27 protein-coding genes are annotated in these 24,185 nt (G+C 63.6%); 14 read left to right on the top strand and 13 right to left on the bottom strand.

Annotated features, from left to right (window positions below; all coding sequences use genetic code 11):
• The first annotated feature begins 275 nt into the window (after nt 1–275).
• From P2T68_RS21990 to P2T68_RS21970, 5 genes are all read left to right on the top strand, one after another.
• On the top strand, nt 276–710 hold the full coding sequence (locus tag P2T68_RS21990) for a GNAT family N-acetyltransferase (RefSeq protein ID WP_150053795.1): 435 nt from the start codon (nt 276–278) through the stop codon (nt 708–710).
• A 193-nt stretch (nt 711–903) separates the two neighbouring features.
• Nucleotides 904–1,233, top strand: coding sequence for a DHCW motif cupin fold protein (locus tag P2T68_RS21985; protein WP_069076393.1), 330 nt, complete (start codon nt 904–906; stop codon nt 1,231–1,233).
• 140 nt (nt 1,234–1,373) lie between these two features.
• Nucleotides 1,374–2,957, top strand: coding sequence for a ShlB/FhaC/HecB family hemolysin secretion/activation protein (locus P2T68_RS21980; RefSeq protein ID WP_277378272.1), 1,584 nt, complete (start codon nt 1,374–1,376; stop codon nt 2,955–2,957).
• A 7-nt stretch (nt 2,958–2,964) separates the two neighbouring features.
• On the top strand, nt 2,965–4,860 hold the full coding sequence (locus P2T68_RS21975; protein ID WP_277378271.1) for a filamentous hemagglutinin N-terminal domain-containing protein: 1,896 nt from the start codon (nt 2,965–2,967) through the stop codon (nt 4,858–4,860).
• The gene (locus tag P2T68_RS21970; protein WP_277378270.1) at nt 4,829–5,755 is read left to right on the top strand and encodes a hypothetical protein; all 927 of its coding nucleotides are present in this window, start codon (nt 4,829–4,831) and stop codon (nt 5,753–5,755) included. Before P2T68_RS21975 ends, P2T68_RS21970 begins: the two co-directional genes overlap by 32 nt.
• A 24-nt stretch (nt 5,756–5,779) precedes the next feature.
• Here P2T68_RS21970 and P2T68_RS21965 read toward each other — a convergent pair whose 3' ends face one another.
• Both P2T68_RS21965 and P2T68_RS21960 read right to left on the bottom strand, forming a co-directional pair.
• On the bottom strand, nt 5,780–6,247 hold the full coding sequence (locus P2T68_RS21965; RefSeq protein ID WP_069076390.1) for a copper chaperone PCu(A)C: 468 nt from the start codon (nt 6,245–6,247) through the stop codon (nt 5,780–5,782).
• Complete coding sequence (locus P2T68_RS21960; protein ID WP_024074981.1) at nt 6,247–6,852, bottom strand: SCO family protein; 606 nt, start codon at nt 6,850–6,852, stop codon at nt 6,247–6,249. Before P2T68_RS21960 ends, P2T68_RS21965 begins: the two co-directional genes overlap by 1 nt.
• A 181-nt stretch (nt 6,853–7,033) precedes the next feature.
• Here P2T68_RS21960 and P2T68_RS21955 point away from each other — a divergent pair, with 181 nt between their 5' ends.
• The 6 genes from P2T68_RS21955 (at nt 7,034) to hemN (ending at nt 12,892) form a co-directional block, all read left to right on the top strand.
• On the top strand, nt 7,034–7,417 hold the full coding sequence (locus P2T68_RS21955) for a DUF2946 domain-containing protein (protein ID WP_024074982.1): 384 nt from the start codon (nt 7,034–7,036) through the stop codon (nt 7,415–7,417).
• A 62-nt stretch (nt 7,418–7,479) separates the two neighbouring features.
• Nucleotides 7,480–8,025 (top strand): putative natural product biosynthesis protein, encoded by a 546-nt coding sequence (locus P2T68_RS21950; RefSeq protein WP_024074983.1) that lies wholly within the window; start codon nt 7,480–7,482, stop codon nt 8,023–8,025.
• Between the two features lie 229 nt (nt 8,026–8,254).
• On the top strand, nt 8,255–9,571 hold the full coding sequence (locus tag P2T68_RS21945) for an OprD family outer membrane porin (RefSeq protein WP_024074984.1): 1,317 nt from the start codon (nt 8,255–8,257) through the stop codon (nt 9,569–9,571).
• A 95-nt stretch (nt 9,572–9,666) separates the two neighbouring features.
• Nucleotides 9,667–10,110, top strand: a complete 444-nt coding sequence (locus P2T68_RS21940; protein ID WP_168233625.1) for a hypothetical protein — start codon at nt 9,667–9,669, stop codon at nt 10,108–10,110.
• Between the two features lie 90 nt (nt 10,111–10,200).
• Nucleotides 10,201–11,520 (top strand): coproporphyrinogen III oxidase, encoded by a 1,320-nt coding sequence (locus P2T68_RS21935; protein ID WP_150053788.1) that lies wholly within the window; start codon nt 10,201–10,203, stop codon nt 11,518–11,520.
• Nucleotides 11,507–12,892 (top strand): oxygen-independent coproporphyrinogen III oxidase, encoded by a 1,386-nt coding sequence (gene hemN, locus P2T68_RS21930; RefSeq protein WP_024074987.1) that lies wholly within the window; start codon nt 11,507–11,509, stop codon nt 12,890–12,892. The genes P2T68_RS21935 and hemN overlap by 14 nt, the downstream gene beginning before the upstream one ends.
• Before the next feature lie 490 nt (nt 12,893–13,382).
• On the opposite strand, the gene P2T68_RS21925 is transcribed toward hemN, so the two are convergent.
• The 11 genes from P2T68_RS21925 to nirS form a co-directional block, all read right to left on the bottom strand.
• Nucleotides 13,383–14,837: a nitrite reductase gene (locus P2T68_RS21925; protein ID WP_102625672.1), complete on the bottom strand. Its 1,455-nt coding sequence runs from the start codon at nt 14,835–14,837 to the stop codon at nt 13,383–13,385.
• On the bottom strand, nt 14,834–15,658 hold the full coding sequence (cobA, locus tag P2T68_RS21920; protein WP_024074989.1) for a uroporphyrinogen-III C-methyltransferase: 825 nt from the start codon (nt 15,656–15,658) through the stop codon (nt 14,834–14,836). Before cobA ends, P2T68_RS21925 begins: the two co-directional genes overlap by 4 nt.
• A 69-nt stretch (nt 15,659–15,727) precedes the next feature.
• Nucleotides 15,728–16,885, bottom strand: a complete 1,158-nt coding sequence (gene nirJ, locus P2T68_RS21915) for a heme d1 biosynthesis radical SAM protein NirJ (RefSeq protein ID WP_024074990.1) — start codon at nt 16,883–16,885, stop codon at nt 15,728–15,730.
• A gap of 9 nt (nt 16,886–16,894) precedes the next feature.
• Nucleotides 16,895–17,398, bottom strand: a complete 504-nt coding sequence (locus P2T68_RS21910; protein WP_150055271.1) for an Lrp/AsnC family transcriptional regulator — start codon at nt 17,396–17,398, stop codon at nt 16,895–16,897.
• Nucleotides 17,373–17,816: an AsnC family transcriptional regulator gene (locus tag P2T68_RS21905; RefSeq protein ID WP_024074992.1), complete on the bottom strand. Its 444-nt coding sequence runs from the start codon at nt 17,814–17,816 to the stop codon at nt 17,373–17,375. The genes P2T68_RS21910 and P2T68_RS21905 overlap by 26 nt, the downstream gene beginning before the upstream one ends.
• Nucleotides 17,809–18,324 carry an Lrp/AsnC family transcriptional regulator gene (locus P2T68_RS21900; RefSeq protein ID WP_150055272.1) on the bottom strand — a complete coding sequence of 172 codons (516 nt, stop codon included), beginning with the start codon at nt 18,322–18,324 and terminating at the stop codon, nt 17,809–17,811. The genes P2T68_RS21905 and P2T68_RS21900 overlap by 8 nt, the downstream gene beginning before the upstream one ends.
• Nucleotides 18,321–18,779, bottom strand: coding sequence for an Lrp/AsnC family transcriptional regulator (locus P2T68_RS21895; RefSeq protein WP_024074994.1), 459 nt, complete (start codon nt 18,777–18,779; stop codon nt 18,321–18,323). Before P2T68_RS21895 ends, P2T68_RS21900 begins: the two co-directional genes overlap by 4 nt.
• Nucleotide 18,780: 1 nt before the next feature.
• Nucleotides 18,781–19,950 carry a cytochrome D1 domain-containing protein gene (locus P2T68_RS21890; RefSeq protein ID WP_277378269.1) on the bottom strand — a complete coding sequence of 390 codons (1,170 nt, stop codon included), beginning with the start codon at nt 19,948–19,950 and terminating at the stop codon, nt 18,781–18,783.
• Nucleotides 19,947–20,264 carry a cytochrome c gene (locus P2T68_RS21885; protein WP_277378268.1) on the bottom strand — a complete coding sequence of 106 codons (318 nt, stop codon included), beginning with the start codon at nt 20,262–20,264 and terminating at the stop codon, nt 19,947–19,949. The genes P2T68_RS21890 and P2T68_RS21885 overlap by 4 nt, the downstream gene beginning before the upstream one ends.
• 16 nt (nt 20,265–20,280) lie before the next feature.
• Nucleotides 20,281–20,595, bottom strand: coding sequence for a c-type cytochrome (locus tag P2T68_RS21880; protein WP_024074997.1), 315 nt, complete (start codon nt 20,593–20,595; stop codon nt 20,281–20,283).
• A gap of 24 nt (nt 20,596–20,619) precedes the next feature.
• A complete protein-coding gene (nirS, locus tag P2T68_RS21875; protein WP_277379769.1) occupies nt 20,620–22,161 on the bottom strand; it encodes a nitrite reductase in 1,542 nt (513 codons plus the stop codon).
• A 327-nt stretch (nt 22,162–22,488) separates the two neighbouring features.
• Between nirS and P2T68_RS21870 the strand changes: the two genes are divergently transcribed.
• Genes P2T68_RS21870 through P2T68_RS21860 form a run of 3 tightly spaced genes read left to right on the top strand, consistent with a single transcriptional unit; the run spans nt 22,489 to nt 24,083 of the window.
• Nucleotides 22,489–23,265 carry a CbbQ/NirQ/NorQ/GpvN family protein gene (locus P2T68_RS21870; protein WP_069076382.1) on the top strand — a complete coding sequence of 259 codons (777 nt, stop codon included), beginning with the start codon at nt 22,489–22,491 and terminating at the stop codon, nt 23,263–23,265.
• On the top strand, nt 23,249–23,821 hold the full coding sequence (locus P2T68_RS21865) for a cytochrome c oxidase subunit 3 (RefSeq protein ID WP_069076381.1): 573 nt from the start codon (nt 23,249–23,251) through the stop codon (nt 23,819–23,821). Before P2T68_RS21870 ends, P2T68_RS21865 begins: the two co-directional genes overlap by 17 nt.
• 7 nt (nt 23,822–23,828) lie before the next feature.
• On the top strand, nt 23,829–24,083 hold the full coding sequence (locus P2T68_RS21860; RefSeq protein WP_024075001.1) for a cytochrome C oxidase subunit IV family protein: 255 nt from the start codon (nt 23,829–23,831) through the stop codon (nt 24,081–24,083).
• Nucleotides 24,084–24,185: the final 102 nt, after the last annotated feature.

Raw genomic sequence — 24,185 nt, 5'->3', positions numbered from 1 at the left:
GAAGGCTCCAGATGTAGGGTTCAGCGTTGAACTGTGCGGGCGACTAAATTACCGTGCTTTTGAACAGGACGTTTAGAAGATTTGTGCGGGTTGATGCTGAGCCATGACTGCCTGAGCTGAAAAGGCCGAAAGCCGACCTTTCAGCACCGTGCCCGGCCATCGGTATTGTTGTCCGGGGAGGGCGGTATCCGCTCGAAAGGGTTCATTCCAGCCGGTAGCGTCCTATCTCACCTGTCGCCATCATGAGCGCGCCCGATCCCAAAAGGTTTTGCACCATGCACACGATCCGCACCATGACGCCCTCCGACTACGCCGCCGTCCTTGCGCTGATGCAAGACACGCCCGGCATCTCCCTGCGTGAGGCCGACTCCCGCGAGGCCACCGAGCGCTATCTGGCGCGCAACCCCGGGCTGAGCTTTGTCGCTGAACATGAAGGCCGGTTGATCGGCTGTGTGATGTGCGGCCATGATGGGCGTCGCGGTTACCTGCAACATCTGCTCGTGCTGCCGGCCTATCGACGCCAGGGCATCGCGCAGGCGTTGACCCAGCGCTGCCTCAACGCACTGGAGGCACTGGGCATCTACAAATGCCACCTGGATGTATTCAAGACCAACACCCCTGCGGCCCAGTATTGGCAAGGCCAGGGCTGGCAATTGCGTACCGATATCGACCGTTACTCATTCACCCGGTCGGGCAATGAAAATGCATGAAGTTACGTGGGGGCAGGACCAGGCGGTCTACCACTCGCCATCGGGGTTGCAGTTGGCGCGCATCCAAGCAAACCGGCGCGGCGGGATGACAAGTACCCGCGCCTGTATCCCACAAAAGCCCGCGATCTGTGTCTATCGCGCCGGGTGTCAGTTGGATAGGGTCGAGCCACGTTAACTGACGACCGAGCCCACCATGGAACTCACTGCTGTCCCGTTTGGCACCACCGACTGGTCCACTGTCGAACCCGAACTTCACCCCGGTGTTACCGGCAATGCGGTATGGCGCACCCGCCACTTCGGCACCACCCGCGTGCGCTGGGTCGAATACAGCCCCGGCTACCTGGCCGATCACTGGTGCTGGCGCGGGCATGTGCTGCTGTGCCTCGAAGGCGAGTTGCACACGGAGTTGGAAGACGGCCGCCAGTTCACGCTGACGGCCGGGATGAGTTACCAGGTGGGCAATGACATGGAAGGGCATCGTTCATCCACCGCCACTGGGGCCAAGCTGTTTATTGTGGATTAAGCCTGCAAACCCCTCGAAAACATGGGGACTCTCTATCGCAGTGGCAATGTAGTGGCTACACTCTGCACCGGGGCCCACCCCCTGCTGGCACTTAACGCAGCGTAAGACGTTTAAACCTCACGCTGCCTAAGGGCCAACCCATGATTGACCGTTTCATGCTGTTGCTGGTGCCCGCCTCATTGGCGGTGTGCACCTCGTTCGCAGTGGCCGCTGATAGCGAGCCGTTGTCGCCACGCTTCGATATCACCCGCTTTGAGGTGCGCGGTAATACGCTGCTGCCCGCCGACGCACTGGCGCAGAGTGTGGCGCCGTTCGTGGGGGCCCAGCGCGATTTCAGCGATGTGGCCAAGGCCCAGGAGGCGCTTGAAGACGTCTTCCACCGACAAGGCTATCCACTGGTGCGCATCGACCTGCCTGAGCAGGAGTTGAACGGTGGTGTGGTGGTGCTGGACGTGGTGCAAGTGCGGATTGGCCAGGTGACGGTCGCCGGCAACCAGCATTTCAGCACGGCCAACGTGCGCCAGTCGCTGTCGGCGCTGCAAGAGGGCACCTCGCCTGACCTGGCGGCGGTGTCCAAGAGCCTCAAGCTGGCCAACGAAAACCCGGCCAAGCAGACCGTGATGAAACTCAAGACTGGCGCGGCCGCCGATACGGTGGACGCCGACGTGCAAGTCAGCGATGAGTCGCCATGGAGCGCTGCGCTGAACCTGGACAACAGTGGCTCCAAGGAAACCGGGCGCACCTACGTCGGTGCCGTGTTGCAGAACGCCAATATGTTCGGGCGCGACCAGGTGATGAGCCTGCAATACACCACCACCGTGGAGAAGCCCGAGCGTGTCAGTGTCTACGGCCTGGGCTACCACCTGCCGCTGTATGCGCTGGGCGACTCCCTGGACTTTTTCACCAGTTACTCGGATGTCGACAGCGGTACGGTGACGGCGGGTATCTTCGACCTGGCCGTCAGCGGCCGCGGCACGATCTTCGGCACGCGCTACAACCACAACCTGGCGACGGTGGGTAATTACCAATCCAAGCTGGTCTATGGCATCGACTACAAGGCCTATAAAAGCAGCCTGGAGCTGTTCGATGTGCAACTGGGCAACGACATCACCGTGCACCCCCTCAGCCTGGGTTACCAAGGCACCTGGGTGCGCCTGGATGGCGACGCGAATATCGGCCTGTCGCTGTTGCACAACATCCCCGGCGGGTCCAAGGGCCAACAGAGTGATTTCGACCTGGCGCGTGCCCATGCACGGGATGACTACACGGCATTGCGCTTTGCCACGAGCATCACGCAGATCCTGCCGGCCGCCTGGCAGTTGCGCGCGGCGTTGAACGGCCAGTACACCAAGGATGCCCTGGTGCCCGGCGAGCAGTTTGGCGCCGGCGGCGCGGCGTCGGTGCGTGGCTTCCGTGAGCGCGAGGTGAGCAACGACTCGGGTGTGGTCGGCAATCTCGAAGCCTACACGCCGCCGTTGTGCCTGGGGGGTAGTTGGCAGTGCCGCGCCCTGGCGTTCTACGACGCCGGCTACCTGACGCGTAACAACGCGCTGCCCGGTGAGTTCGAACACATCAGCCTGAGCAGCGCAGGCCTGGGTGTGCGCCTGATCTACCGACGCAACCTCAATCTGCAAATGGATTACGGCCATGCCTTGCACGCCGAAGCCAGTGATACCCAGCGCGGCGATGATCGCCTGCACGTCCGTCTCAGCCTGGCCTTTTGAGGGTGCCATGACAATCAAACCTACCTTGATGGCGCTGTCCCTGGCGATGGCGATGGCCACCAGTGCGATGGCGGCCCCGGTCAACCCGGTGATCGTCAACGGCCAGGTGACGTTTACCCAGGATGGCAACACCCTGACCGTCACCAACAGCCCCAATGCAATCATCAACTGGTCGAGCTTCTCCATCGCCCAGGGCGAGCTGGTGCGGTTTGTACAACAGAGCAGCAACAGCAGCGTGCTCAACCGTATCACCGGCCAGGACCCCAGCGTGATCCTCGGTACCTTGCAGTCCAACGGGCGGGTGTTTCTGATCAACCCCAACGGCATCGTGTTCGGTGCCGGGGCGCAGATCGATGTCGGCGGCCTGGTGGCGTCGAGCCTGGCGATTTCCAACGCGGACTTCCTCTCGGGCAACCGGCGTTTCTCCGCTGACGGGCCGGCTGGCCAGGTCAGCAACCAGGGCGCGATTACCACGCCGTCGGGGGGCCAGGTGTACCTGATCGCGCCGGATGTGAACAACACCGGCATCATCACCACGCCCCAGGGCGAGACGGTGCTGGCGGCGGGGCACTCGGTGCAGTTGGTGGACTCCACTAATCCGGGCATGCACGTGGTGGTGTCGGCGGATAAGGACCAGGCGCTGAACCTGGGCACCGTGATTGCCCAAGGCGGCACCATCGGTATCTACGGTGCACTGGTCAACCAGCGCGGCACGCTGAACGCCAACAGTGCCGTGGTCGGCGCCAACGGCAAGGTGGTGCTCAAGTCCAGCCGTACCACCTTGCTCGAAGCCGGTAGCAGCACCACCGCCACGGGCGTCGGGGGGGGCGGTGACATACACGTGCTGGGCGAGCAGGTCGGTGTGATGGGCAATGCGCGCATCGATGCCAGCGGCCAGCGCGGCGGTGGCCGTGTGCTGATTGGCGGTGACTACCAAGGCAAGAATCCGGCCATCCTGAACGCCAAACACAGTTATGTGAGCCAGGACGCGCGGATTTCCGCCGACGCCCTGGCCAGCGGCGATGGCGGCAAGATCATCGTATGGGGCAATGACACGACGCGGGTCCATGGCACGCTGTCGGCTCGCGGCGGCGCGGCCTCGGGCAACGGCGGCCTTGTCGAGACGTCCGGGCATTTCCTGGATGTGGCCGGCGCGCGGGTCGACACACGTGCGGCCCTCGGCACGGCGGGCTTCTGGCAGCTGGACCCGGCGAATATCCTGGTTACCTCGTTCCTGTCCGGCCCTTCGGCTTCACTGGGCGATGTGTCGGCTTTCGCCAATGCACCGGGCGCCGACAGTGAAATCGATGCCGACCTGCTGTCCAACGCGACCTCCAATGTGTTGTTGCAAGCCACCCACGACATCACGTTCTACACGGGGGTCAACAACACCAACAGCGGTGTCGGCCTCACGGCGCAGGCGGGTAACGACATTCATGTCAATTCGCTGATCCGGTTCAGCGGGGATATCACCCTGGCCGCCAACCATGACGGCGCCGGCACGGCCAGCGGCAGCGGGCGGGTGTTTACCGAGGGCGTGCCCACCGCTGGCGGGCGCTTGACGATCACTGACGTCGACCGGCCGCCTGTCGAGCCCCCGAAGCCTGTCACAGTGCCGCCCAGCGCCGATATTTGTACGTTGGCGCCGAACTCGGCGTTGTGCCAGGTGCTGTCGCCACCCACGGCGAGAGAGCCGAACAACCCGGTGCAAATGGCAACGAATGAGGTCATCAAGACCGTGAACCGGTCGTCCTCCAGCGTTATGGACACTGCCTCCTCCGGTATTCCGGCTGAAAAAAGCCGGGGCCCCTCAGTACCCGCTAACAAGGCGGAAGGCAATACAGACGCTTCCACTGATCAGGGCAATAAACATGAACCCGTTAAAAAGCTGTACTGCAATTAACGCGTGGCTGTTGCTGGCGCTGCTGAGTGCAGCGACCTGGGTTCAGGCCGCCCCGCAGGCCGGTGTGGTGACGCATCTGAGCGGGCCGTTGTTCGTCAAGAAGCTCGACGGCAGCCTGCGCGTACTGGGTGAGCAGTCGTTGGTGGAAGTCGGCGATACCTTGTCGACCCAGGGCAAGGGCTATGCGCAAGTGCGCCTGCGCGATGACAGCCTGTTGACCCTGCAACCGGGTACCGTGCTCAGCGTGGACGCGTTTGCCTACGACGTGAATGTGCCTGGCGCCGATGCGGCGGTGTTCACCCTGAAACAGGGCGGGTTACGCTCGGACAGTGGGTTGCTCGGTAAGCGCAGCCAGGATCGCTCGACGTTGATGACGCCCCGAGGCCGTATCAACCTGCAATCGGCCAGCGTGGAGGTGTATTACCAGCCGACGGCAGGGGTGGCGACGCGAGCTTCGTCGCGGGTGAAAAGCCTGGCCATGGGGTTGGCCGCGTCGGCCGGACACGCTGACGACTCTTACAGCGCCGTCGTCGCTGCGGTTTCGGCACGCTATGTTTATCGCCTGGCCAATGTGCTGGCATCGGTCGAGTCATGGGCGGCGCAAGGAAAGGCATCGCTTGCGGCAGTGGTGCAAAAGGCTACGTCAGTGCTGCCACCCGGTTTATACGTGCACGTGCTCGACGGTCTGATCAATTTGACTAACGAGGGCGGTACGCAGGGTTTCAAGGCTGGCCAGTTCGGGTTCACGTCGAGCTTTAGGGAACCTCCTGCGGTCTTGCCGAATAACCCCGGTATTTCGTTCACCCTACCGCCCGCATTCAACCAATCCACGGGGTCGCAGGGCTCCACGGCCAACGCCAGCAAATCGAATAACGTTGATTGCGAGGTGCGCTAAGCCGGATGGACCCCGCTTAACCCATCAATGCATCTTGCTATGGTCCATGCCATCCAGCCCACGCGCCTTGGCCTGGACCTCGACGGTCTGCTTCTCGCCCTTGGCATTCTGCACCGTCAAGGTCAGCGGCACCTGGTCGCCTTCCTTGATCTGCCCGGTCAGGCCCATCAGCATCACGTGGTAACCGTCCGGGTCGAGCTTGACCGCCTGGCCCGCCGGCAGGGCCACCGAGTCCACCGGGCCCATGCGCATCACGTCGTCCTTCATGCTCATCTCATGGATCTGCACGTCCTTGGCCACCGGCGAGGCCACGCTGAGCAGCTTGCTGTCGCTGTCGGCGGTCACGGTCATGAACGCGCCGCTGGCCGGCTGGCCCGGCACGGTGGCGCGTACCCAGGCGTCGGTGACCTGCACCTGGGCGCTGGCGTGGGCGGCGAGACCCAGCAGGGTCAGGCCAAAGGTGAAGCGCTTGAGGTGTTGAACGGCAGTCATTAGCAGACCTCCATGACGGTGAGCAGGTCTTCTGCGCACTCTTTAGCGGTAAGGGATGCCTGCAGGCCCAGGCGCAGGTTGCCACGGGTGTCGAACACGAAACTGGTGGCCGTGTGGGACAGGGTGTAGGTGTCGCCGGCCGGGATCTTTTCATAAAAAATCCCGAACTCCTTGGCGGCCACGGCGATTTCTTCCGGGGTGCCGTAGAGCGCTTCGAAGCTGGGGTCGAAGGCCTTGACGTATTTGTCGAGAATCTCGGGCGTGTCGCGTTCCGGGTCGAGGGTGATGAAGATCACCTGCATGATCTCGCCGTCGCGGCCCATCAGCTTCTTGGCCTGGGCGGCGCGGGCGAGGGTGGTCGGGCACACGGCCGGGCACTGGGTGAAACCGAAGAACACCACCGGCATCAGGCCACGGTAGGAACTGAGGGTGACGGTGTCGCCCTCGGTGTTCTTGAGCTTGAAGGTGCGGCCCATGATCTTGTCGCTCAAGTCCTTGCCGTACTTGAAGTTCAACTTGGGGCTGTTGTCACAACCGGCCAGCAGGCCCAGACCCAACAGGCCCATGCCGGTCAGGACCTTGCGGCGGGTGAATAACGTACTCATCAACGGTGCATCCTGTGAAACGCCCGCATTGCGCTAAGTCAACTCGGCAGGCTTTGAATAGGAGTAAACGAGGAGGGCGCCAAGTCTACCAACCCTGGCCAGCCCGCGTAATCTGCGACGTTCTGCCACAGGGGCATGCCGCGCTTCATCCTTTTGCGGCTCTGGTGGTAGAGTCGCCGCCATGAAATTGAGCCGCCCCGACCGTTCCCTGATTGTCTGGACCCTGTACTTCTGCGTGCTGATGAACCTGTTCGCGTGCGGTTTGGGCCATGGCCAGATGATGGGCCAGCAGCTCAATGGGATCGGTGGCGCGTTCTGTGGGGTGGACGGCAAACCGGCGCCACTTTCCGACAAAGGGCTGGGCGCGCCGTCTTCCAGCAACATCTCGAACTACTTTGCCTGCCCGGTGTGCAACGCTGTCACCGTCGCCCTGGTGTTCCTGATCGGCCTCGCCTGGCTACTGGGCCTCGGGCAAGCCCCGCGCCCGGCCCATGAGCGGCGCAACAAGGCGCCGCCGCGTTATTCCTGGCCCTCGGCCAACCCCCGCGCCTCTCCCGCCTTCTGACGTATGCCTTGGGCCTCCTGTGAACAGGGGGCGTTCGATCGTCACGACTGTGAGTGCGTTTCATGAATCATCACCTGCCTGCAGGCGCCAGCCGCCTGGTCAGCAAGGCATCGCGTCGCCTGCGTGCTGAACCCTTGCGGCCTGAATACCCAAGCAATGCCCGCTGTTTCGTGCACCTGGATGCACGCCTGTTGCCGTATTGGCACACCGTGTTCGACATCTGCCCGGCGCTGCTCAAGCTCGACCCGCCGGAGGGGCTGAACCTGTTTCGCAGCTTCATGACCTGGGCGTATCACAACCAGCCTCCCCAGGACTGGACGTGGCACCTGAATGTCTGCCGCTGGCTGCTGGGTTCGGCGTACCGCGGGCAGATTGACGAAGAGCCCATCGAAACCTTCATGGCGGCGGCTGCGGCGTGCTGGATCAACACGGATGACAGCCAGGCCCAGGGCGTGGTCCTGGGCTGGCAAGGCGTGCGCGTGTTCGACTGCAAAGGCTCCGCGCACGCCGGCTGCGAAGCGCCCGCGCTGGCGCCCCTGCCGTGGGACTTTGCCTGGTGCCCGCTGATGTCGCCGAAGGGTTTCAGCGCGTGGTTGCCGGTGCCCTGAGGAGCGGGCCCGGCCTGCCAGGGCGCCACTGGCTTCAGGCGGGGGCTCGATCAATGCGGGAGGGTTGGATTGTTACGTAAACGGAAAAAGTGATTGACGGTTTTAGCGGCTATTTCCCCGCCGCCCAACGCTATACCGTGCGCGCACCCGTTGGATGCAGCACCGCCCGAGCGACAAAGAACAGGGTTGGGCTGTGACGGGGTTGCCTCAATGACTTCCCGGAGCCTTCATGAAACACACCACTTGCCTGGCGCTCGCCGTTTCCCTCGGCGCGGCGCAACAGGCTGCTGCATCGGGTTTTATCGATGACAGCAAAGCCACCCTCGACCTGCGCAACTTCTATTACAACCAGGACACCCGTAACGCCAAGGCGCCCTCCGATAAGGAGTGGGGCCAGGCGTTCATGTTCAACTACCAGTCCGGTTTTACCGACGGGCCAGTAGGCTTGGGCCTTGACCTGCAAGCCATGTACGGCCTGCGCCTGGATGCCTCGGGCCGCGCCGGCAAGGCCGGTGAAGACAACACCCCCGGCAGCGTATTCCCACTGTCCGATGGCAAGGCCGCCAACGACTTCAGCAAGACCGGCGCCACCGGCAAGATGCGTATCTCACAGACCCAGTTCAAGGCCGGCACGCTGCTGCCCAAGTTGCCCGTGCTGACGACCGAAGACGGCCGGCTGTTGCCGCAGACCTTCCGTGGCTATCAGGTCGACTCCAAGGACCTCAAGGACTTCAACCTGGTCGCCGGTAAAATGGAGCAGGTGCTGGACCGCAACTCCAGCAACGGCCAGGGCATGTCCATCGCCGGGGCCAATGACCCGGCCAAGGGCAAGTTCAGCAACCAGTTCTACTACGGCGGGGCGGATTACGCCGTCAGCAAACAACTGCAAGTGCAGTACTACTACGCCAGCCTGGAGAACTTTTACCAGCAGCACTTCCTGGGCCTGATCCATAACTGGCAGTTGCCGGTGGGGCAGCTCAAGACCGACCTGCGCTATTTCTACAGCACGGCCGACGGCAAGAATGCCAGCGCCGCCGGGCGTGGCGAAGGCTATGTCAGTTCGGGGTACTACGGGGCGGGCGTCAATTCCGGCAAGGTCGACAACCGCCTGTGGAGCGCAATGTTGACCTATGGCTTGCACGGGCACTCCGTGGGCCTGGGCTATCAAAAGACCACTGGCGAAAGTGATTTTCCCCACATCAACCAGGGCCAGGGCCGTTCGCTGTACCTGATCACCAACGCCCAGTCGCTGAAGTTCGTCAATGCCGGCGAACAGGCCACGGTGGGCAACTACACCTACGACTTTACCGGCCTGGGCATTCCGGGGCTGAAGTCGAGCGTGACCTATATCCACGGCAGCAACATCCGCGCGGCGCGTCGCGACAACAGTGAGTGGGAGCGCGATTTGCGCGTCGACTACGTGATCCCCGTGGGGACGTTCAAAGGCCTGGGCCTGACCTGGCGCAGCGCGGTATTGCGCGGCAATGACACACCCGACAAGGATGAGACGCGCCTGATCGTCAGCTACAGCATCCCGCTGATGTAGGGCACCCAGGCGCAACGCTTGATCGGTATCAAGGCCGTGTCATTCACCCTCGCGCACACTGGGCTCCCCACGGCCGGTCCCTCTGCGAGGCCTCCATGCTTTACCTCCTGTTGCTATTGGCCCACCTGTTCGCCGCGCTGATCTTTATCGGCACGGTGTTTTTCGAGGTGCTGATCCTGGGGCACCTGCACCGGCACCTGCCGATTCGGGTGATGGTGCTGGTGGAGCAGGGTGTCGCCCGGCGCGCCCGGGTGTTGATGCCGTGGGTGCTCTTGGTGCTGTTCGGTGCCGGGCTCGGCATGGTCTGGCTGCGTTATCTGCCGGTGCTGTCGGCACCGTTGGCGTCTGCCTTTGGCACATTGCTGACCCTCAAGCTGATCCTGGCCGCCAGTGTGCTCCTGCACTTTCTGGTGACGATGGCGCGGATGCGCCTGGGCACCGTCAGTGCGCGCTATAGCCGCTGGGTGCATCTGAGCCTGTTCGCGCACATGGTCGCGATCGTGCTGCTGGCCAAGAGTATGTTTTACCTGAGCTGGTAGACGTACGGGCCTGCGACCTTGATGCATATCAAGGTGCGCAACCAGGTCGCACCGGACAATGGCTCACCGTCGCCCGTACCGGAGTCTGTCATGCGCACCCACCTTCATCCCTCCCGCTTTCGTCACGATCAAGGCGTGTTGGACCTGGCCTGCCAGACGGACACCCGGCGCTTCCATGCCGGTGTCGGCTCCCTGGACCTGTTGCGCGCCTTGCGTGACAGCCGCCAGCGCCAACGGCCGCTGGCGTTGAACCTGCACTGGCCGGCGAGCGACCCAGGCGATGACTACCTGCACAGCCTGACCCAGGAAATCCAACTGATGGGTTGCCAGCTCGGCGCGCGCCAGCCGGTTGATCACTTTCACCTGCGCGGCACCACCCCGGCGCTGGCGCAGTTGCAAGCGTTGATGGCGCAGTTGCATGAGCGCTTCAACTTCCTCGACCACGACCGGGGTGACTACCGCATCGACCTCGACCCTTGGCACATGGACTGGGCCACCATGGGCCTGCTGCGCGAGCTGGGCTTCAACCACGCCAGCATCGGCGTGCCGGACGCCAATCGCGAAGGGCCTTTGCCCCAGGCGCGGTACCAGGACCCGGCGCCCATCGAATCGTTGGTCGATGCGGCGCGCACCTTCGGTTTTCGCTCGGTCAACATCGACCTCGGTTATGGGCATGCCTGGCAGACCCCGGCGAGTTTCGAGCAGAAACTCGCCAGCCTGATCACCCTGGAGCCGGACCGCTTGCAGGTGTTCGATTACGCCCACGCGCCTTCACGCTATCAAGCCCAGCGCCTCCAGCCGTTCTGCAGCGAAGCAGACAAGAGCGCCATGCGCCGCAGCAGCTTTGAGCACCTGGCCGCCGCGGGCTATCACTACATCGGCCTGGGCCAGTTCGCCCGCGCCGACGATGACCTCAAGCAGGCCCAGGAGCGCGGGCGCCTGAGCCGTAACTGCGAAGGTTTTACCCTGCACGGTTATTGCGACCATGTTGGTTTCGGCCTGGGCGCCATCAGCCAGATCGACACCTTGTGTGCGCAGAACACCACCGATCCTCGCCAGTACCGCGAACAGTTGGGTAATGGCCAGCTCGCCACGAGCCGCGGCTGGTTTCGCGAGACCGCCGACCCGGTGCGCCTGCACGTCGCCGAACGCCTGGCCTGTGACCTTGAGTTGGATATCCGCGCGGTGGAGCATCGCTACGGCCTGGTGTTCGCGCGCTATTTCGCCAACCTGTGGCCGTTGCTGGAAGCCTTGCACCGCGACGGCCTGATCGAGCTGTCGCCGACATTCATTTGGCTGCTGCCGGCCGGCCTGCCGCACGTGGATGGCATCTGCGCGTTGTTCGAACGCGCCGTGCTCGCTACCCCGGTCAGTGCCAATGACGAGGTGATCGACCATGACAGCCTTTGAATTCGACCGCGCCCTGGTACACAAATACGACCGACCCGGGCCGCGCTACACCTCGTACCCCACCGCACCGCAATTCAACAGTGCCTTTGCCCTGGATGACTATCACCAGGCGGTGCGCGCCAGCCACCGGGTGGCCGCGCCCAAGGCGTTATCGGTGTATATCCATATCCCGTTCTGCCAGAGCCTTTGCTACTACTGCGGCTGCCACAAGATCATCACGCGCAAGACCCACCGCGCCGTGGAGTACCTGGGCTACCTCAAGCGCGAGATCCAGATGCAAGGCGCGTTGTTCGAGCGCTCCCGGCGCTTGACCCAGTTGCACCTGGGGGGCGGTACGCCGACCTACCTGGACGACGCGCAACTGGCTGAGCTGATGGACTGCCTGGGGCAACATTTCACCCTGGATGACAGTGACGCCCATGAGTTCTCCATAGAGGTGGACCCACGCACCATCAGCGTCGAACGGATCGACACCCTGCGTCGCCTGGGTTTCAATCGCCTGAGCTTCGGCGTTCAGGACTTCGACCCCGACGTGCAGGCAGCGGTCAATCGCCAGCAAAGCGAAGCGCAGATCGTGCAACTGGTGGCGGCGGCCCGCGAGGCGCGCTTCAAGTCCGTGAGTGTCGACCTGATCTACGGCTTGCCCCTGCAAACCGTGGCCAGTTTCGATGTGACCCTGAGCAAACTGATCGCCCTGCGCCCTGACCGGGTGGCGGCCTACAGCTACGCGCACCTGCCCAGCCAGATCCGCGCCCAGCGCATGATCCGCCCCGAAGACATGCCACCCCCGACGCGCAAGCTGGAACTGTTGGAACTGACCATCCGCCGCCTTACCGAGGCCGGTTACGTCTACATCGGCATGGACCATTTTGCCTTGCCCGACGATGAGCTGGCATTGGCCCGCGCCAATGGCAGCCTGCAACGCAACTTCCAGGGCTACTCCACCCATGCCGATTGCGACCTGATCGGCCTGGGTGTATCCGCCATCGGCAAGGTGGGTGACAGCTACAGCCAGAGCGTCAAGGAACTGTCCCAGTACTACGCGCGAATCGATGCGGGCATGCTCCCGGTACAGCGCGGTTATCGGCTCAACCCCGATGACGTGCTGCGCCGCGAGGTGATCAATGGCCTGATGTGTGACGGCCGCGTCGATTTCGCCCGGGTCGAAGCCGCCCATGGCATTCGGTTCAACGAGTATTTTGCCGAGGCCATGACACAACTGGATGAGCAGGTGGAAGATGGGCTGTTGCTGATCCAGCACGATGCACTGCAACTGTTGCCCAAGGGCCAATTGATGGTGCGCAGCGTAGCCATGGCCTTCGACGCCTACCTCGGCGGCGCACACAAAGGCCAGTTCTCCCGCACGGTTTGAGCTAAGTGCTGTCGCGGCGATCGGAGTTGTGCCTGGTGTACTCGATAAAAAATGTGGGAGGGGGCTTGCCCCCGATGAGGGAGTGTCAGCCACTTATTGGTTAACTGACCCGGCGCCATCGGGGGCAAGTCGAATCGTCGCACCGCCCCTCCCACATTTGGATCTGCATCCATCAGGTAGACCTGAGTCTGCTTTTGCTCTGTCTTTTGCGGCCTTGGAACCGACCGGAGTTGTGCCTGGTGTACTCGGTAAAAAATGTGGGAGGGGGCTTGCCCCCGATGAGTGAGTGTCAGTCACTTAGTTGTTAACTGACCCGGCGCTATCGGGGGCAAGTCGAATCGTCGCACCGCCCCTCCCACATTTGGATCTGTATCTATCAGGTAGACCTGAGTCTGCTTTTGCTCTGTCTTTTGCCGCCCTGGAACCGACCGAAGTTGTGCCTGCTGTACTCGGTTAAGTGTGGGAGGAGGCAGTCTTTGAACACCATGGCTCAATGTGATGTGCCTTCGGCAAACTCCACCTTGTTCCCCACGTTGTACTTGCCCGAAGGTTTGTTCATCGGGATGCGCTTGATCTCCTTCAGCGTCTGGCTGTCATACACGATCAACGCGCCGTCGGTGGCCCAGATACTCAGCAGCAGGTAGCGGCCATCCCGGGTGAATTCCACGTGGGCCGCGGTCTTGCCTGGCATCGGCCGCAGGGTGTGGGCGATCTCCAGGGTCTGCTTGTCGATCAGGTGGATCGCATCGTTGTCCGGCCCGAAGAACACGTCGCTCCACACATAGCGCGAGTTCACGTGGCTGCGCATGAAAAAGCCTGGCCCGAGGGTGGGGATCTGTTTGATCAGTGTCCAGGTCTTGAGGTCGATCACCGAGATTTGCCCCTTGCTGATATTCGGCGTGGCAAATACCCACTGGCCATTGCGTTGCCAATACGTCCCGGAACCCAGGTGCGGCATGCCGGACAGCGGGATATCGGTGACCACCCGACCGCTGTCCAGGTCAATCACCTGGCCGCCCCCGGCTTTGCGTGAGGTGGCCACCAGTTGGCGGTAATCCGGGGAGAAGGAAAAGTCATCGAGCACGTCCTGGGCCTGGATGCGCCGGGGTTCGAAGCTGGGCTGGGCGGCGGCATAGGACAACTCCCAGACTTCGTTCACGTCCTTGAGCGCCACGATAAAGCTGTTGCGCGGCGGCGCGGTGTAGACCGCGCTGACGCGGGAGGCTGTGTCCAGCGTCTTGACCAGGGACAGGTCGCGCGCATCCAGCAGCACCAGGTTGCCCGGCAGGTAGTTGCCCGCCAGCACCCAGCGCCCGTCCTTGCTCACCGCCAGGTTGCGGGTATTGAGCCCGACGCGGATTTCGGCGATCAGCTTGAGGTTGTGCAGGTCATATTGGCTGATCCAGCCGTCGCGCGAGGCGAAGTACACAAAACGCCCGTCGGGGGAGAATTTTGGCCCGCCGTGCACCGCAAAATGGGTGGGGAAGCGGTCCAGCACGGTAAAGGTGTCACCGTCGAGAATGTCGATGTGATGGTCGCCCGACTCCACCACCACGAACAGGTTGAGCGGGTCGGCGTGATGTTGCGGTGTGGTGGGCAAGCGGCTCACATCCGCCAATACCGTGTGGCTGCTACGGATAGCCTGCTCATCCCAGCTCACCGGCGAATCGGGCGGCTGTTGCAGCAAGCTCGCCAGGCCGTCGATCTGTGCCGCACTCAGCTGTGGCGCGAACGCGGCCATCTGGCTGGCGGGGCGGCCTTGTTCGATGACCTTGCGCACTTCCTCCGGCTTGATCCGCCCCAGGCTTTCCGGGAGCAACGCCGGGCCGCTGGCGCCGATGCGGTTGAGGCCGTGGCAGCCTGCGCAGAGGCGTTGGTAGTCCTCGGCCGGCGTTCCGTGGGCGGCCGAGGCCCAGAGCAGCGGCACCAGCAGCAGGCGTTTCATACCGCCACCGCTTCACGGGCCGGGGTCAGGCTGGCGGGGAAGTGCAGGGCGGTGTCGGCGAACAGGTTGACCACATGGCCAATCACGGTCAGGGTCGGCACCCCGGGCTCGCAGTCGGCGGCCAGGGTCGGTAACTGGCGCAGGGTGCCACGGGCCACGTGCTGGTCGGCGCGGGCACCATTGCTGATCAGCGCCGCGGGTGTGTCCCCCGGTAAACCCGCCGCAACCAGGTGTTCGGCGATCAGCGCCAGATTGGACAGGCCCATGTAGAACACCAGCGTCTGGCTCGGCTCTGCCAGGCTGGCCCAGGGCAATTTCAAGGCACCGTCGCGTTGCAGGTGCCCGGTGACGAAGCGGCAGGAGTTGACCAGGTCGCGGTGGGTCAACGGGATGCCGGCATAGGCGCTGCACCCGGACGCCGCGGTAATACCCGGCACCACCTGGCAAGGAATGCCCCGCGCCAGCAGGTATTCCAGCTCTTCGGCACCGCGCCCGAAGATAAAGGGGTCGCCGCCCTTGAGGCGCACGACCCGTTGCCCCTGGTCGGCCAGGTCGGCGAGCAGTTCGTTGAGCTGGTCCTGGGGCAGGCTGTGACAGCCGCTGGCCTTGCCCACATAGTGGCGCGCGCAGGTCAGCGGGATCAGGCTCAGCAGCTCGGCGCTGACCAGGCGGTCGAACACCACGGCATCGGCCTGCATCAACAAGCTCCAGGCACGCAGGGTCAACAGGCGCGGGTCACCGGGGCCGGCGCCCACCAACGCGACTTCGCCGGGGTGGAAGGGGCTGTGCAAACTGGCAGGTAGGGCGGTTGAAGTGTGCATGAGACGTCCTTGGTTCTTCATCAGGTAGGCAGCGCCCCCGGTTGTGTCACCGGGTGGTCGCGCCAGGGATCAGGGGGAGGGCCGCTGGGCGATCTCGGCGTCACTGAGGTGGCAGCCGGGGTCCGGGCCCCAGAGGTCGCCGTCGGCCCAGGCGCGGGTGCGCGTATTGCCGTTGCAGATCGGCAACCAATGGCACTTGGCACAACGCCCACCGATGGCACGCGGGTGTTCGCGCAGGCGCAGCAGCAACGGATCGGGCTGGTCCAGCCAGAGTTGGCGGAAGGTGGTGTTGCGCACATTGCCCACCGAGTGCTGCCACCAGTAGGTGTCGGGGTGCACCTCGCCCGTGTTGTCGATATTGGCGATGCCGCTGCCGGAGGCATTGCCGCCCCAGTTGTGCAGCAGGTGCTCCAGCTGGGGGTAGTGTTGGGGCAGATGCTGGTGGACCCATTGCAGCAACAGCACGGCGTCGGCGTCGTTGTTGCCGCTGACGAAGTCACTGTCGATACCGTTTTCGATATCGCTCCAGGCCTGTTGGAAAATCAACCGCATGGCCTCGCGGCTCATCTGCCGGTGCGCGTCCAACTGGCGGCTGCGCTTGCCACGCCCGCTGTAGTTGAGGTGCGACAGGTAGAACTTCTGCACATCGTACGTGCGCATCAGCGCCAGCAGCTGCGGCAACTGCGCGTGGTTGTCCTGGGTCAGGGTGGTGCGCAGGCCCACGCGAATCCCGGCCTCGCGGCACAGGCGGATGGCGTGCATCGAGCGCTGGAAACTGCCGTGCAATTGGCGAAAGGCGTCGTGGGTCGCCTCCAGGCCATCGATGCTGATGCCCACATAGTCGAACTGCGCGTCGGCAACCTGCTGGATAGTGTGCTCATCGATCAACGTGCCGTTCGTCGACAGCGCCACGAAAAAACCTTTGTCGCGGGCATAGGCGCTGAGCTGGAACAGGTCCTCGCGCAGCATGGGTTCGCCGCCGGACAGGATCAACACACGCACCCCGGCGGCCTGCAGATCATCGATGACCTGAAGGGCCGCCGGGGTGTCCAGTTCATTGCGGAACACACTGTCGGCGCTGGTGGCGTAACAGTGTTTGCAGGTGAGGTTACAGCGCCGCAGCAGGTTCCAGATCACCACCGGCGGCCGATCGCTGCCGGGCGGCGATGTACGGGGTGGCGGGCATTGGCCGGCGAGGGTACGCAAGTACTGACTGATCCGCAGCATGGGGCGCTCCTACGAGTGGGCCGGCGGCAGGCGCAGGCCGGTTTTTTTCAGGATGCGGCTGCTCACCAGCATCTCGTCGGCGCGGCAGGCATCCCCCAGCAGGAACCGCAGGTGTTCGCGGTAGCTGTCGATTTCCTCACGGCTGCGCCCATGCACCATGGCGAACAGGTTGTAGGGCCAGCCGGGGCGGCGCGGACGCCGGTAGCAATGGCTGACAAACGGCTGCGCACCGAGCAGTTGACCCAGGCGCGGCAGTTGCGTGTCGAGTACGTCCCAGACCGTCATGCCGTTATGCCGATAGCCCAGGCGATAGTGGTTGGGCACCGCCGCGATACGTCGGATCGCGCCTTCGGCCTGCAGGCGCTTGAGCAGGTCGAGGGTCGATTCGACGCTGATGCCCAACTGCTCGGCGAGCCAGGCCCACGGGTCTTCCACCAGCGGCAGGCCGCCTTGGGTGAGGGCGACCAGGCGCAGGGCCAGGGGGGTGTCAGACCGGGAAATACAGACCGACATGGTAGGTGTGCTCCTTCGGCAGGTTGAGCACCGACAACCCGGTCAGGGCCTCGATGCGCGACAGGGTGGCGGCCAACTCCGTCTCGGTGGCGCAGGCGAGCACGAACCACATGTTCCAGCGGTGCTCGCGGCGGTAGTTGTGGGCGACCTGGGGCAGGGCGTTGAGCTGCTCGGCGACGGCGTCAAAGCGCGCCTCGGGTACGGCCAGCGCGGCCAGGGTGAAGGCGCCGCCGAGGCGCTCGATATCGAACATAGGGCCGAAGCGCGTAAGCACGCCGTCTTCGAGCAAATCATGCAGGCGGTCGAGCACTTCACCGGGGCGGCTGTGCAGTTCGGCGGCCACCTGCTGCCAAGGTTCGCGCACCAGCGGCAAGCCGAGTTGCAGGCGATTGATCAGGCGTCGGTCAAGATCATCCATGGGCCCATACCTGCGAAGGGGGTGGGGCAAAACGTCCGCCGCATTGCTTGAAGGCGCGCGTGCTGAACAGCAGTTGATAGGGCAGGTCGCTGAGCAGCTGCTGCTCCAGCAGCGCGTGAATCTGCGCCTCGACCGCGCGGTGCTCGCGGCCGTGGACCATGCAGAACAGGTTGTAGCGCCACTGCGGCAGGCGCCGGGGGCGCTGGTAACACAGGTTCACCCCCGGCGCGCGGCCCAGGCGCTGGCCGACTTCATCGACCAGCGCATCCGGCACATCCAGCACCAGCATCGCGTTGGCCACATACCCCAGGGCGCGGTGGTTGAGCACCAGGCCGACGCGGCGAAACAAGCCCTGGTCGCGCCATTGCTGCATCTGTTGCAGCACCTGGTCGTGATGGGCGCCGATCTGTTCGGCGAGGTCTTCATAAGGCCGCGTGACGATAGGCAAACCGCGCTCCAGGCACTGGCGCAGGTCGAGCATTTGTTCCTGGGTCAGCGGCGTGATCACGGGTGTTCTCCCAGGGAAAACCCGAGGTCGATGCGGTAGGCGGTGAGCATCGGCAAATCCAGCGGGGTGAGGCCGGTGTCTTTCTCCAGCTCATCAAGGATTTGCTCCAGGTGCTGGCGGTGCGGCCCGGTCAGCACGAACCACAGGTTGTAGTGATGGTCGCGGGCATAGTTGTGGTTGACCTCCGGATATTGGTTGATCCGCAGGGCCACCTGCTCCAGGCGTTCGACGGGTACCGCCAGCGCCGCCAGGGTGCTGGCCCCCGCGCGGGTGTGCTCGAACACCGGGCCGATGCGCGACAGGGCGCCGGCCAGTTCCAGGCGTTGCAGGCACGCCATCACCTCGGCCTCGCGGCAACCCAACACCTGGGCCATTTCCCGGTAGGGCTCGGCACACAGAGGCATGCCGTGTTGGAAGCGTTCGATCAATTGTTGGCTGAGCCGATCAAGGTCCATCTCAATACCCCATTTTTTGCGCACGGAGGCTGAAGAAAATGCCGCTGGGACTCAGGGCCGGCAATGTCTTCAGCAGGTTCAGGCGGTACGGGTCCCACACTTGCACCTGTTCGCCGTCGCGCACCGACAGCCACAGTTGCTCGCCACGCCCGCTGAATTCCATATGCAGCACACCGGGGCCAGGGCGCAGGTCGGCGACCACCTGGTGGGTCTCGCTGTCGAGCACCTGCACCCGGTCGTTATCCGGGTAGGCGAAGTTGACCCACAGCTGGCGCCCGTCGGGGCGCGCGGTGACAAAAATCGGTTGGCCGGCCACCGCGATCGCGGCGGTTTGCTGCCAGGTGCGCGCGTCCATCACCAGCACCTGGTGGCGACCCACGGCGGGTACGAAGGCCTGGTTGTCGGCGACGGCCCAGCCTTCCAGGTGGGGCATCTTGTAGACCGGCAGTTTGGCTTGGCCGCGTCCGTAGTCCTTGAGCACGCGCTGTACACCGCGCTCGGGGTGCCACAGGTCGAGCTGGGCCATGCCGTCTTCACCGAACAGCCCGGCCATGTAGTAGCGGCCATCGGCGGTGATCAGCGCGTCATAGGGTTGCTCGCCGATGTCCTTGAAGCGGGTGATGCGCGGCTTGTTGCCGTGGCTGAAGTCAGCGCTCCAGATTTCGCCCGTGTCGAACAGGCTGAACACGAAGCGTTGGCCGGGCGCATCCACCAGGCCCACCACCCGTGAGCGCTTGCCGTCGGGCAGGGCGGTGGCGGGGATATCCGCGACCTGTTGCAAGGTGTCGGCGTCGAACACCTTGACCCCGCCCGGCACATAGTTGGACACGGCGATCAGGCGGCCATCCTGGCTGATGGCGCCACCAATGCTGTTGCCGCCCTGGACGATGCGCCGCTCGATGCGCTGGGTCAGCAGGTCGACCTTGGTCAAACCGCCGTCGCGGGCAAACACATAGGCGAAACGCTGGTCGCGGGAAAACACCGCCGAGGCATGGGACAGGTCGCCCAGCCCCTCGATGCGCGCCAGTTCGGTCATGCCGGTGCTTTCGATGATCTGCACGCTGCCGCTGGCACGTTCGATCACCAGGCCCAGGTCGCCACTGCCGCGCAACGTGGGCTGAGTGCAGGCGCCGAGCAACAGGTACAGGGATAACAGGGCGGGACGCATCATGGTGCGGGGCTTCCTTGCAAGAGGCGGTCGACCAGCCAGGCGATATCGCCGGCACTGAGCAGTGGGCCCCAGCCGGGCATGGCGCGGGCAGGGCGGCCGTAGGTGACAATGGCGATCAGGCTGTCGCGACTGTGGTCGGCGAGGGCCTGGGGGGTGAGGGGCGGGCCCAGGCCACCGGTCAGGTGCAGGCCATGGCAGGCGCCGCAGTCCTGGGTCAGCAGGTGTTCAAGGCGGGCAGCGTCCGGGGTGGCCGCTGCCCGCGCGGGCATCAGCAGGAACAACGCCATGGCGGTACCGATTATCGATGCGTGCATGACGTGCTCCTTGTGGTTATTTCAAGGTCAGGACCCAATCGGCCAACACCTTGGCTTCGTCATCGGTGACCTGGTTCGGCGGCATCGGAATCGGCCCCCAGTTGCCCTGGGTGCCGTTCTTGATGTGGCTGGCCAGGGTCGCGGCGGCGTCTTTCACCCCGGCATTCTTGGCCGCGACATCCTTCAAGGCCGGCCCCACCAGTTTGCTGTCGATGGTGTGGCAACCCACACAGGGCTTGCTGTTGAACAGGTCGTGGCCGTCTTGCGCCAGCGCCGGTTGCAGGCCGATGGCCGCCGTGCACGCCAGCAGTGCGAGGAGAGTATTTTTCATTGGATGATCTCGTGTTGATGGGGCTCAATAAATGTCGTGTTGGGTGTTGTAGACATTGAATTTTCCGGTCGGGGTGATCAGGCGCTTGTCCTTGATCACCTGCTTGAGCTTGAGGGTCTTGTCATCGATCACCACCAGCGCCGACTCTTCGGTCTGGCCGTTCCATACCGAGAACCACACCTCATCGCCCGCCTTGTTGTATTCCGGTTGCACAACGCGCAGGGCGCCTTGCTTGATCCCGGAATACTCGGCAATCGGCAGCACGGTGTAGCCTTTGTCCAGCTGGTTGATATCGAACACGGCGACCGATTGGCTGAGCTTGGCGTCAGGGTTGAGGGTGGTGTCGACGTACAGGTGATGGGAGTTGGGGTGGGTCTTGATAAACAGCGAACCGCCGCCCTGGCCCTTGAGGGATTCCACCTGTTTCCAGGCATATTGCGGGTGCTTGACCGGGTCGGTGCCGATCACCGAAATACCGCCGTCGCCCAAGTGGCTGGTGGCCCATACCGGCCCGAATTTGGGGTGGTTGAAGTTGGCGCCACGGCCGGGGTGCGGGGTCTTGCCGACGTCCACCAGGGCGGTGAGCTTGCGCTCCTTGGAGTCGATCACCGCGACCTTGTTGGAGTTGTTCGCCGCCGTCATGAAGTAGCGGTGCGTGCTGTCCCAGCCGCCGTCATGCAGGAACGGCGCGGCGTCGATGGTGGTGATGGTGAGGTTCTTGATGTCCTGGTAATTGACCAGCATCACCTTGCCGGTTTCCTTGATGTTGACGATGAATTCCGGCCATTCGTGGGAGGCAATGATCGCCGCCACGCGCGGCTCGGGGTGATATTCCTGCTTGTCCACGGTCATGCCGCGGGTGGACACGATCTGCTTGGGCTCCAGGGTTTCACCGTCCATGATGGTGAACTGCGGCGGCCAGTAGGAACCGGCAATCGCGTACTTGTCCTCATAGCCCTTGAACTTGGAGGTCTCCACCGAGCGGGCCTCGATGCCCACCTTGATCTCGGCGACTTTGGTGGGTTCCAGCGGCCACAGGTCGATCATGTCGATCTTGGCGTCGCGGCCGATCACCAGCAGGTAGCGACCGGAAGCCGAGATACGCGAGATATGTACGGCGTAGCCGGTGTCGATCAGCTTGATGATCTGCTTGGTGTCACCGTCCACCAGGGCGATCTTGCCGTCGTCGCGCAAGGTCACCGAAAACAGGTTTTGCAGGTTGAGTTTATTCAGTTGTTTTTTCGGACGGTCTTCCGGTTTGATCAGCACTTTCCAGGTCTTGAGGGTTTCGGCCATGCCCCATTCCGGCGGAGTGGGCGCAGTGTGCTGGATGAAGGTGGCCATGGTGCTGATCTGCGCTTTGGTCAGCGCGTTGGAGGTGCCCCAGTTCGGCATGCCGGCGGGGGAGCCGTAGGTGATCAGCGCTTCCAGGTACGCCTGGCCACGGGCCTGGGTGATATCCGGTGTCAGCGGCTTGCCGGTGGCGCCTTTGCGCAATACCCCATGGCAACCGGCGCAGCGCTCGAAGTAAATCTGCTTGGAGGCGTCGAAGTCAGCCTGGCTCATATCGGGGGCGCCGGTGGTTTTCACCACGCCTGCCGCCGCGTCGCCATGGGCCGTGATCGGCAGGGCCAGGGCCAGGGCGCAGCTCAAGCTGGCGAGGCTCAATACCCAGGTTTTTCTGTTGCGAGTCAGCATTCCATTTCTCCTCAGGCAAGACCTTTGCGATGCCCGGCGAAGGCAGGGTAGAGCGCAGGTTCTTAGTGCCCGGCAAGACTAGGGTGTCGCGTCGCAATGTTCGCTTGACGGCGATCAAGTTTGCCGGTGCGCGTGCTTGCCAGGTTGTCGCAGGGGCCCTTAGCGTGGCAGTCGAACCCGTTGTGAGTACGCGTGATGACCGAGCCCTTCTACCAACCGCTGCATAACGAACAGCCGCTGTTCGAACACGCCTGGCGCCACCGCATGCCGGTGCTGATCAAAGGCCCGACCGGCTGTGGCAAGACCCGTTTCGTACAGCACATGGCGCACCGCCTGAACCTGCCGCTGTACACCGTGGCCTGCCACGACGACCTGAGCGCCGCCGACTTGCTCGGCCGCCACCTGATCGGCGCCAATGGCACCTGGTGGCAGGACGGCCCGCTGACCCGCGCCGTACGCGAAGGCGGTATTTGCTACCTTGACGAAGTGGTCGAGGCGCGCCAGGACACCGCCGTGGTGCTGCACCCGATTGCCGACGAGCGTCGCGAGCTCTACCTGGAACGCACCGGCGAAGTGCTCAAGGCGCCGTCGTCGTTCATGCTGGTGGTGTCGTACAACCCTGGTTACCAGAACCTGCTCAAGGGCATGAAACCCAGCACGCGCCAGCGCTTCGTCGCTTTGCGTTTCGGCTACCCGCCAGTGGCCGACGAGGAACGCATCGTCGCCCGTGAGGCAGGCGTGGACGCAGCGCTCGCCGCCCAGATCGTGCGTCTTGGCCAGGCATTGCGTCGCCTCGATCAGCACGACCTGGAAGAAGTCGCGTCCACACGCCTGTTGATCTTCACCGCACGCCTGATCGGCGCCGGCATGAACCCGCGCGAGGCGTGCCTGGCCTGCCTGGCGGAACCGCTGAGCGATGATCCCCTCACCGTGGCTGCGCTGATGGACGTGGTGGATGTGCACTTCGCCTGAACCGCGCCGGCTGCCAGGTGACCTGGCGATGTGGTTTTTTATCCTCGCTGAGCTGTCGGTGTTTGCGATTCTGATCCTGGCATTCGCCGTGACCCAGGTACTCAAGCCCGAGGTGTTTGCTGACGGGCGCGCGCAGCTGGATACCTCGACGGGATTGGCGATGACCTTGAGCCTGCTGACCACGGGCTTGCTCGCGGCGTTGGCTGTGCAGCGCGTACGTCTGGGGCGCTCGCGCGAGGGCGGCGCGTTGTTGGTGGGCGCGTTGCTGGTGGCACTGGTGTACGTGGGGATCAAACTCGGCGAGTACGCCCACCTGGCCGCCGCCGGGCTGGGGCTGGAGCACAGCACCTTCTTCACTTTGTATTGGATTCTGACCGGGTTTCATTTTCTGCATGTGCTGCTGGGGATGGTGATTCTCGGGTGGGTGGCGGTGGGTTGTTGGCGGCGGGCTTATCCGGGCACTGGCTTGAGTGGGGTGGAGTCTGGGGTGCTGTATTGGCACATGGTGGATTTGGTGTGGGTGGTGTTGTTTCCGTTGGTCTATGTGATTGGGTGAGGTGCGGATGGGAGGTTCCCTGGGAGTGGTGGTGTGTTGGGCGGTGCTGGTGGCGCTGAGTGTTGGTACGGTCTTGACTGGCGCGTCTGGGCTGTGGGGAGTGGTGCTGGGGTTGGCGGTGGTGAAGGGCTGGGTGATTGTGGATGGGTTTATGGAATTGCGGCATGGGCCTTGGGGGTGGCGTTTGGCGATGGTGGGGTGGGGGGTGGTGATAGTGGGGGGGATATTGGTTGCTGTGGTGATGAGTACATGGGCTGGTTGACTGAGTACATATCCATTTCTGCGGTAACGGCGACTGGCGGTTCCGCTCTTACAGCGGGTCACTTTTGGCAAACGCCCGGGATGCCGGCCCAGCCAAAAGTAA

It is taken from the genome of Pseudomonas sp. G11 (genome assembly GCF_029457515.1).
GTDB classification, from domain to species: domain Bacteria; phylum Pseudomonadota; class Gammaproteobacteria; order Pseudomonadales; family Pseudomonadaceae; genus Aquipseudomonas; species Aquipseudomonas gorinensis.
Note: the sequence above shows the minus strand (reverse complement) of the source record. Positions and strands in the feature narration are given on the sequence as shown.

Excerpts from the sequence above, each read along its gene's own strand:
- P2T68_RS21990 (WP_150053795.1), top strand. The coding sequence starts at position 276 with ATGCACACGATCCGCACCATGACGCCCTCCGACTACGCCGCCGTCCTT.
- P2T68_RS21985 (WP_069076393.1), top strand. The coding sequence starts at position 904 with ATGGAACTCACTGCTGTCCCGTTTGGCACCACCGACTGGTCCACTGTC.
- P2T68_RS21980 (WP_277378272.1), top strand. The coding sequence starts at position 1,374 with ATGATTGACCGTTTCATGCTGTTGCTGGTGCCCGCCTCATTGGCGGTG.
- P2T68_RS21975 (WP_277378271.1), top strand. The coding sequence starts at position 2,965 with ATGACAATCAAACCTACCTTGATGGCGCTGTCCCTGGCGATGGCGATG.
- P2T68_RS21970 (WP_277378270.1), top strand. The coding sequence starts at position 4,829 with ATGAACCCGTTAAAAAGCTGTACTGCAATTAACGCGTGGCTGTTGCTG.
- P2T68_RS21965 (WP_069076390.1), bottom strand. The coding sequence starts at position 6,247 with ATGACTGCCGTTCAACACCTCAAGCGCTTCACCTTTGGCCTGACCCTG.
- P2T68_RS21960 (WP_024074981.1), bottom strand. The coding sequence starts at position 6,852 with ATGAGTACGTTATTCACCCGCCGCAAGGTCCTGACCGGCATGGGCCTG.
- P2T68_RS21955 (WP_024074982.1), top strand. The coding sequence starts at position 7,034 with ATGAAATTGAGCCGCCCCGACCGTTCCCTGATTGTCTGGACCCTGTAC.
- P2T68_RS21950 (WP_024074983.1), top strand. The coding sequence starts at position 7,480 with ATGAATCATCACCTGCCTGCAGGCGCCAGCCGCCTGGTCAGCAAGGCA.
- P2T68_RS21945 (WP_024074984.1), top strand. The coding sequence starts at position 8,255 with ATGAAACACACCACTTGCCTGGCGCTCGCCGTTTCCCTCGGCGCGGCG.
- P2T68_RS21940 (WP_168233625.1), top strand. The coding sequence starts at position 9,667 with ATGCTTTACCTCCTGTTGCTATTGGCCCACCTGTTCGCCGCGCTGATC.
- P2T68_RS21935 (WP_150053788.1), top strand. The coding sequence starts at position 10,201 with ATGCGCACCCACCTTCATCCCTCCCGCTTTCGTCACGATCAAGGCGTG.
- hemN (WP_024074987.1), top strand. The coding sequence starts at position 11,507 with ATGACAGCCTTTGAATTCGACCGCGCCCTGGTACACAAATACGACCGA.
- P2T68_RS21925 (WP_102625672.1), bottom strand. The coding sequence starts at position 14,837 with ATGAAACGCCTGCTGCTGGTGCCGCTGCTCTGGGCCTCGGCCGCCCAC.
- cobA (WP_024074989.1), bottom strand. The coding sequence starts at position 15,658 with ATGCACACTTCAACCGCCCTACCTGCCAGTTTGCACAGCCCCTTCCAC.
- nirJ (WP_024074990.1), bottom strand. The coding sequence starts at position 16,885 with ATGCTGCGGATCAGTCAGTACTTGCGTACCCTCGCCGGCCAATGCCCG.
- P2T68_RS21910 (WP_150055271.1), bottom strand. The coding sequence starts at position 17,398 with ATGTCGGTCTGTATTTCCCGGTCTGACACCCCCCTGGCCCTGCGCCTG.
- P2T68_RS21905 (WP_024074992.1), bottom strand. The coding sequence starts at position 17,816 with ATGGATGATCTTGACCGACGCCTGATCAATCGCCTGCAACTCGGCTTG.
- P2T68_RS21895 (WP_024074994.1), bottom strand. The coding sequence starts at position 18,779 with ATGGACCTTGATCGGCTCAGCCAACAATTGATCGAACGCTTCCAACAC.
- P2T68_RS21890 (WP_277378269.1), bottom strand. The coding sequence starts at position 19,950 with ATGATGCGTCCCGCCCTGTTATCCCTGTACCTGTTGCTCGGCGCCTGC.
- P2T68_RS21885 (WP_277378268.1), bottom strand. The coding sequence starts at position 20,264 with ATGCACGCATCGATAATCGGTACCGCCATGGCGTTGTTCCTGCTGATG.
- P2T68_RS21880 (WP_024074997.1), bottom strand. The coding sequence starts at position 20,595 with ATGAAAAATACTCTCCTCGCACTGCTGGCGTGCACGGCGGCCATCGGC.
- nirS (WP_277379769.1), bottom strand. The coding sequence starts at position 22,161 with ATGAGCCAGGCTGACTTCGACGCCTCCAAGCAGATTTACTTCGAGCGC.
- P2T68_RS21870 (WP_069076382.1), top strand. The coding sequence starts at position 22,489 with ATGACCGAGCCCTTCTACCAACCGCTGCATAACGAACAGCCGCTGTTC.
- P2T68_RS21865 (WP_069076381.1), top strand. The coding sequence starts at position 23,249 with ATGTGCACTTCGCCTGAACCGCGCCGGCTGCCAGGTGACCTGGCGATG.
- P2T68_RS21860 (WP_024075001.1), top strand. The coding sequence starts at position 23,829 with ATGGGAGGTTCCCTGGGAGTGGTGGTGTGTTGGGCGGTGCTGGTGGCG.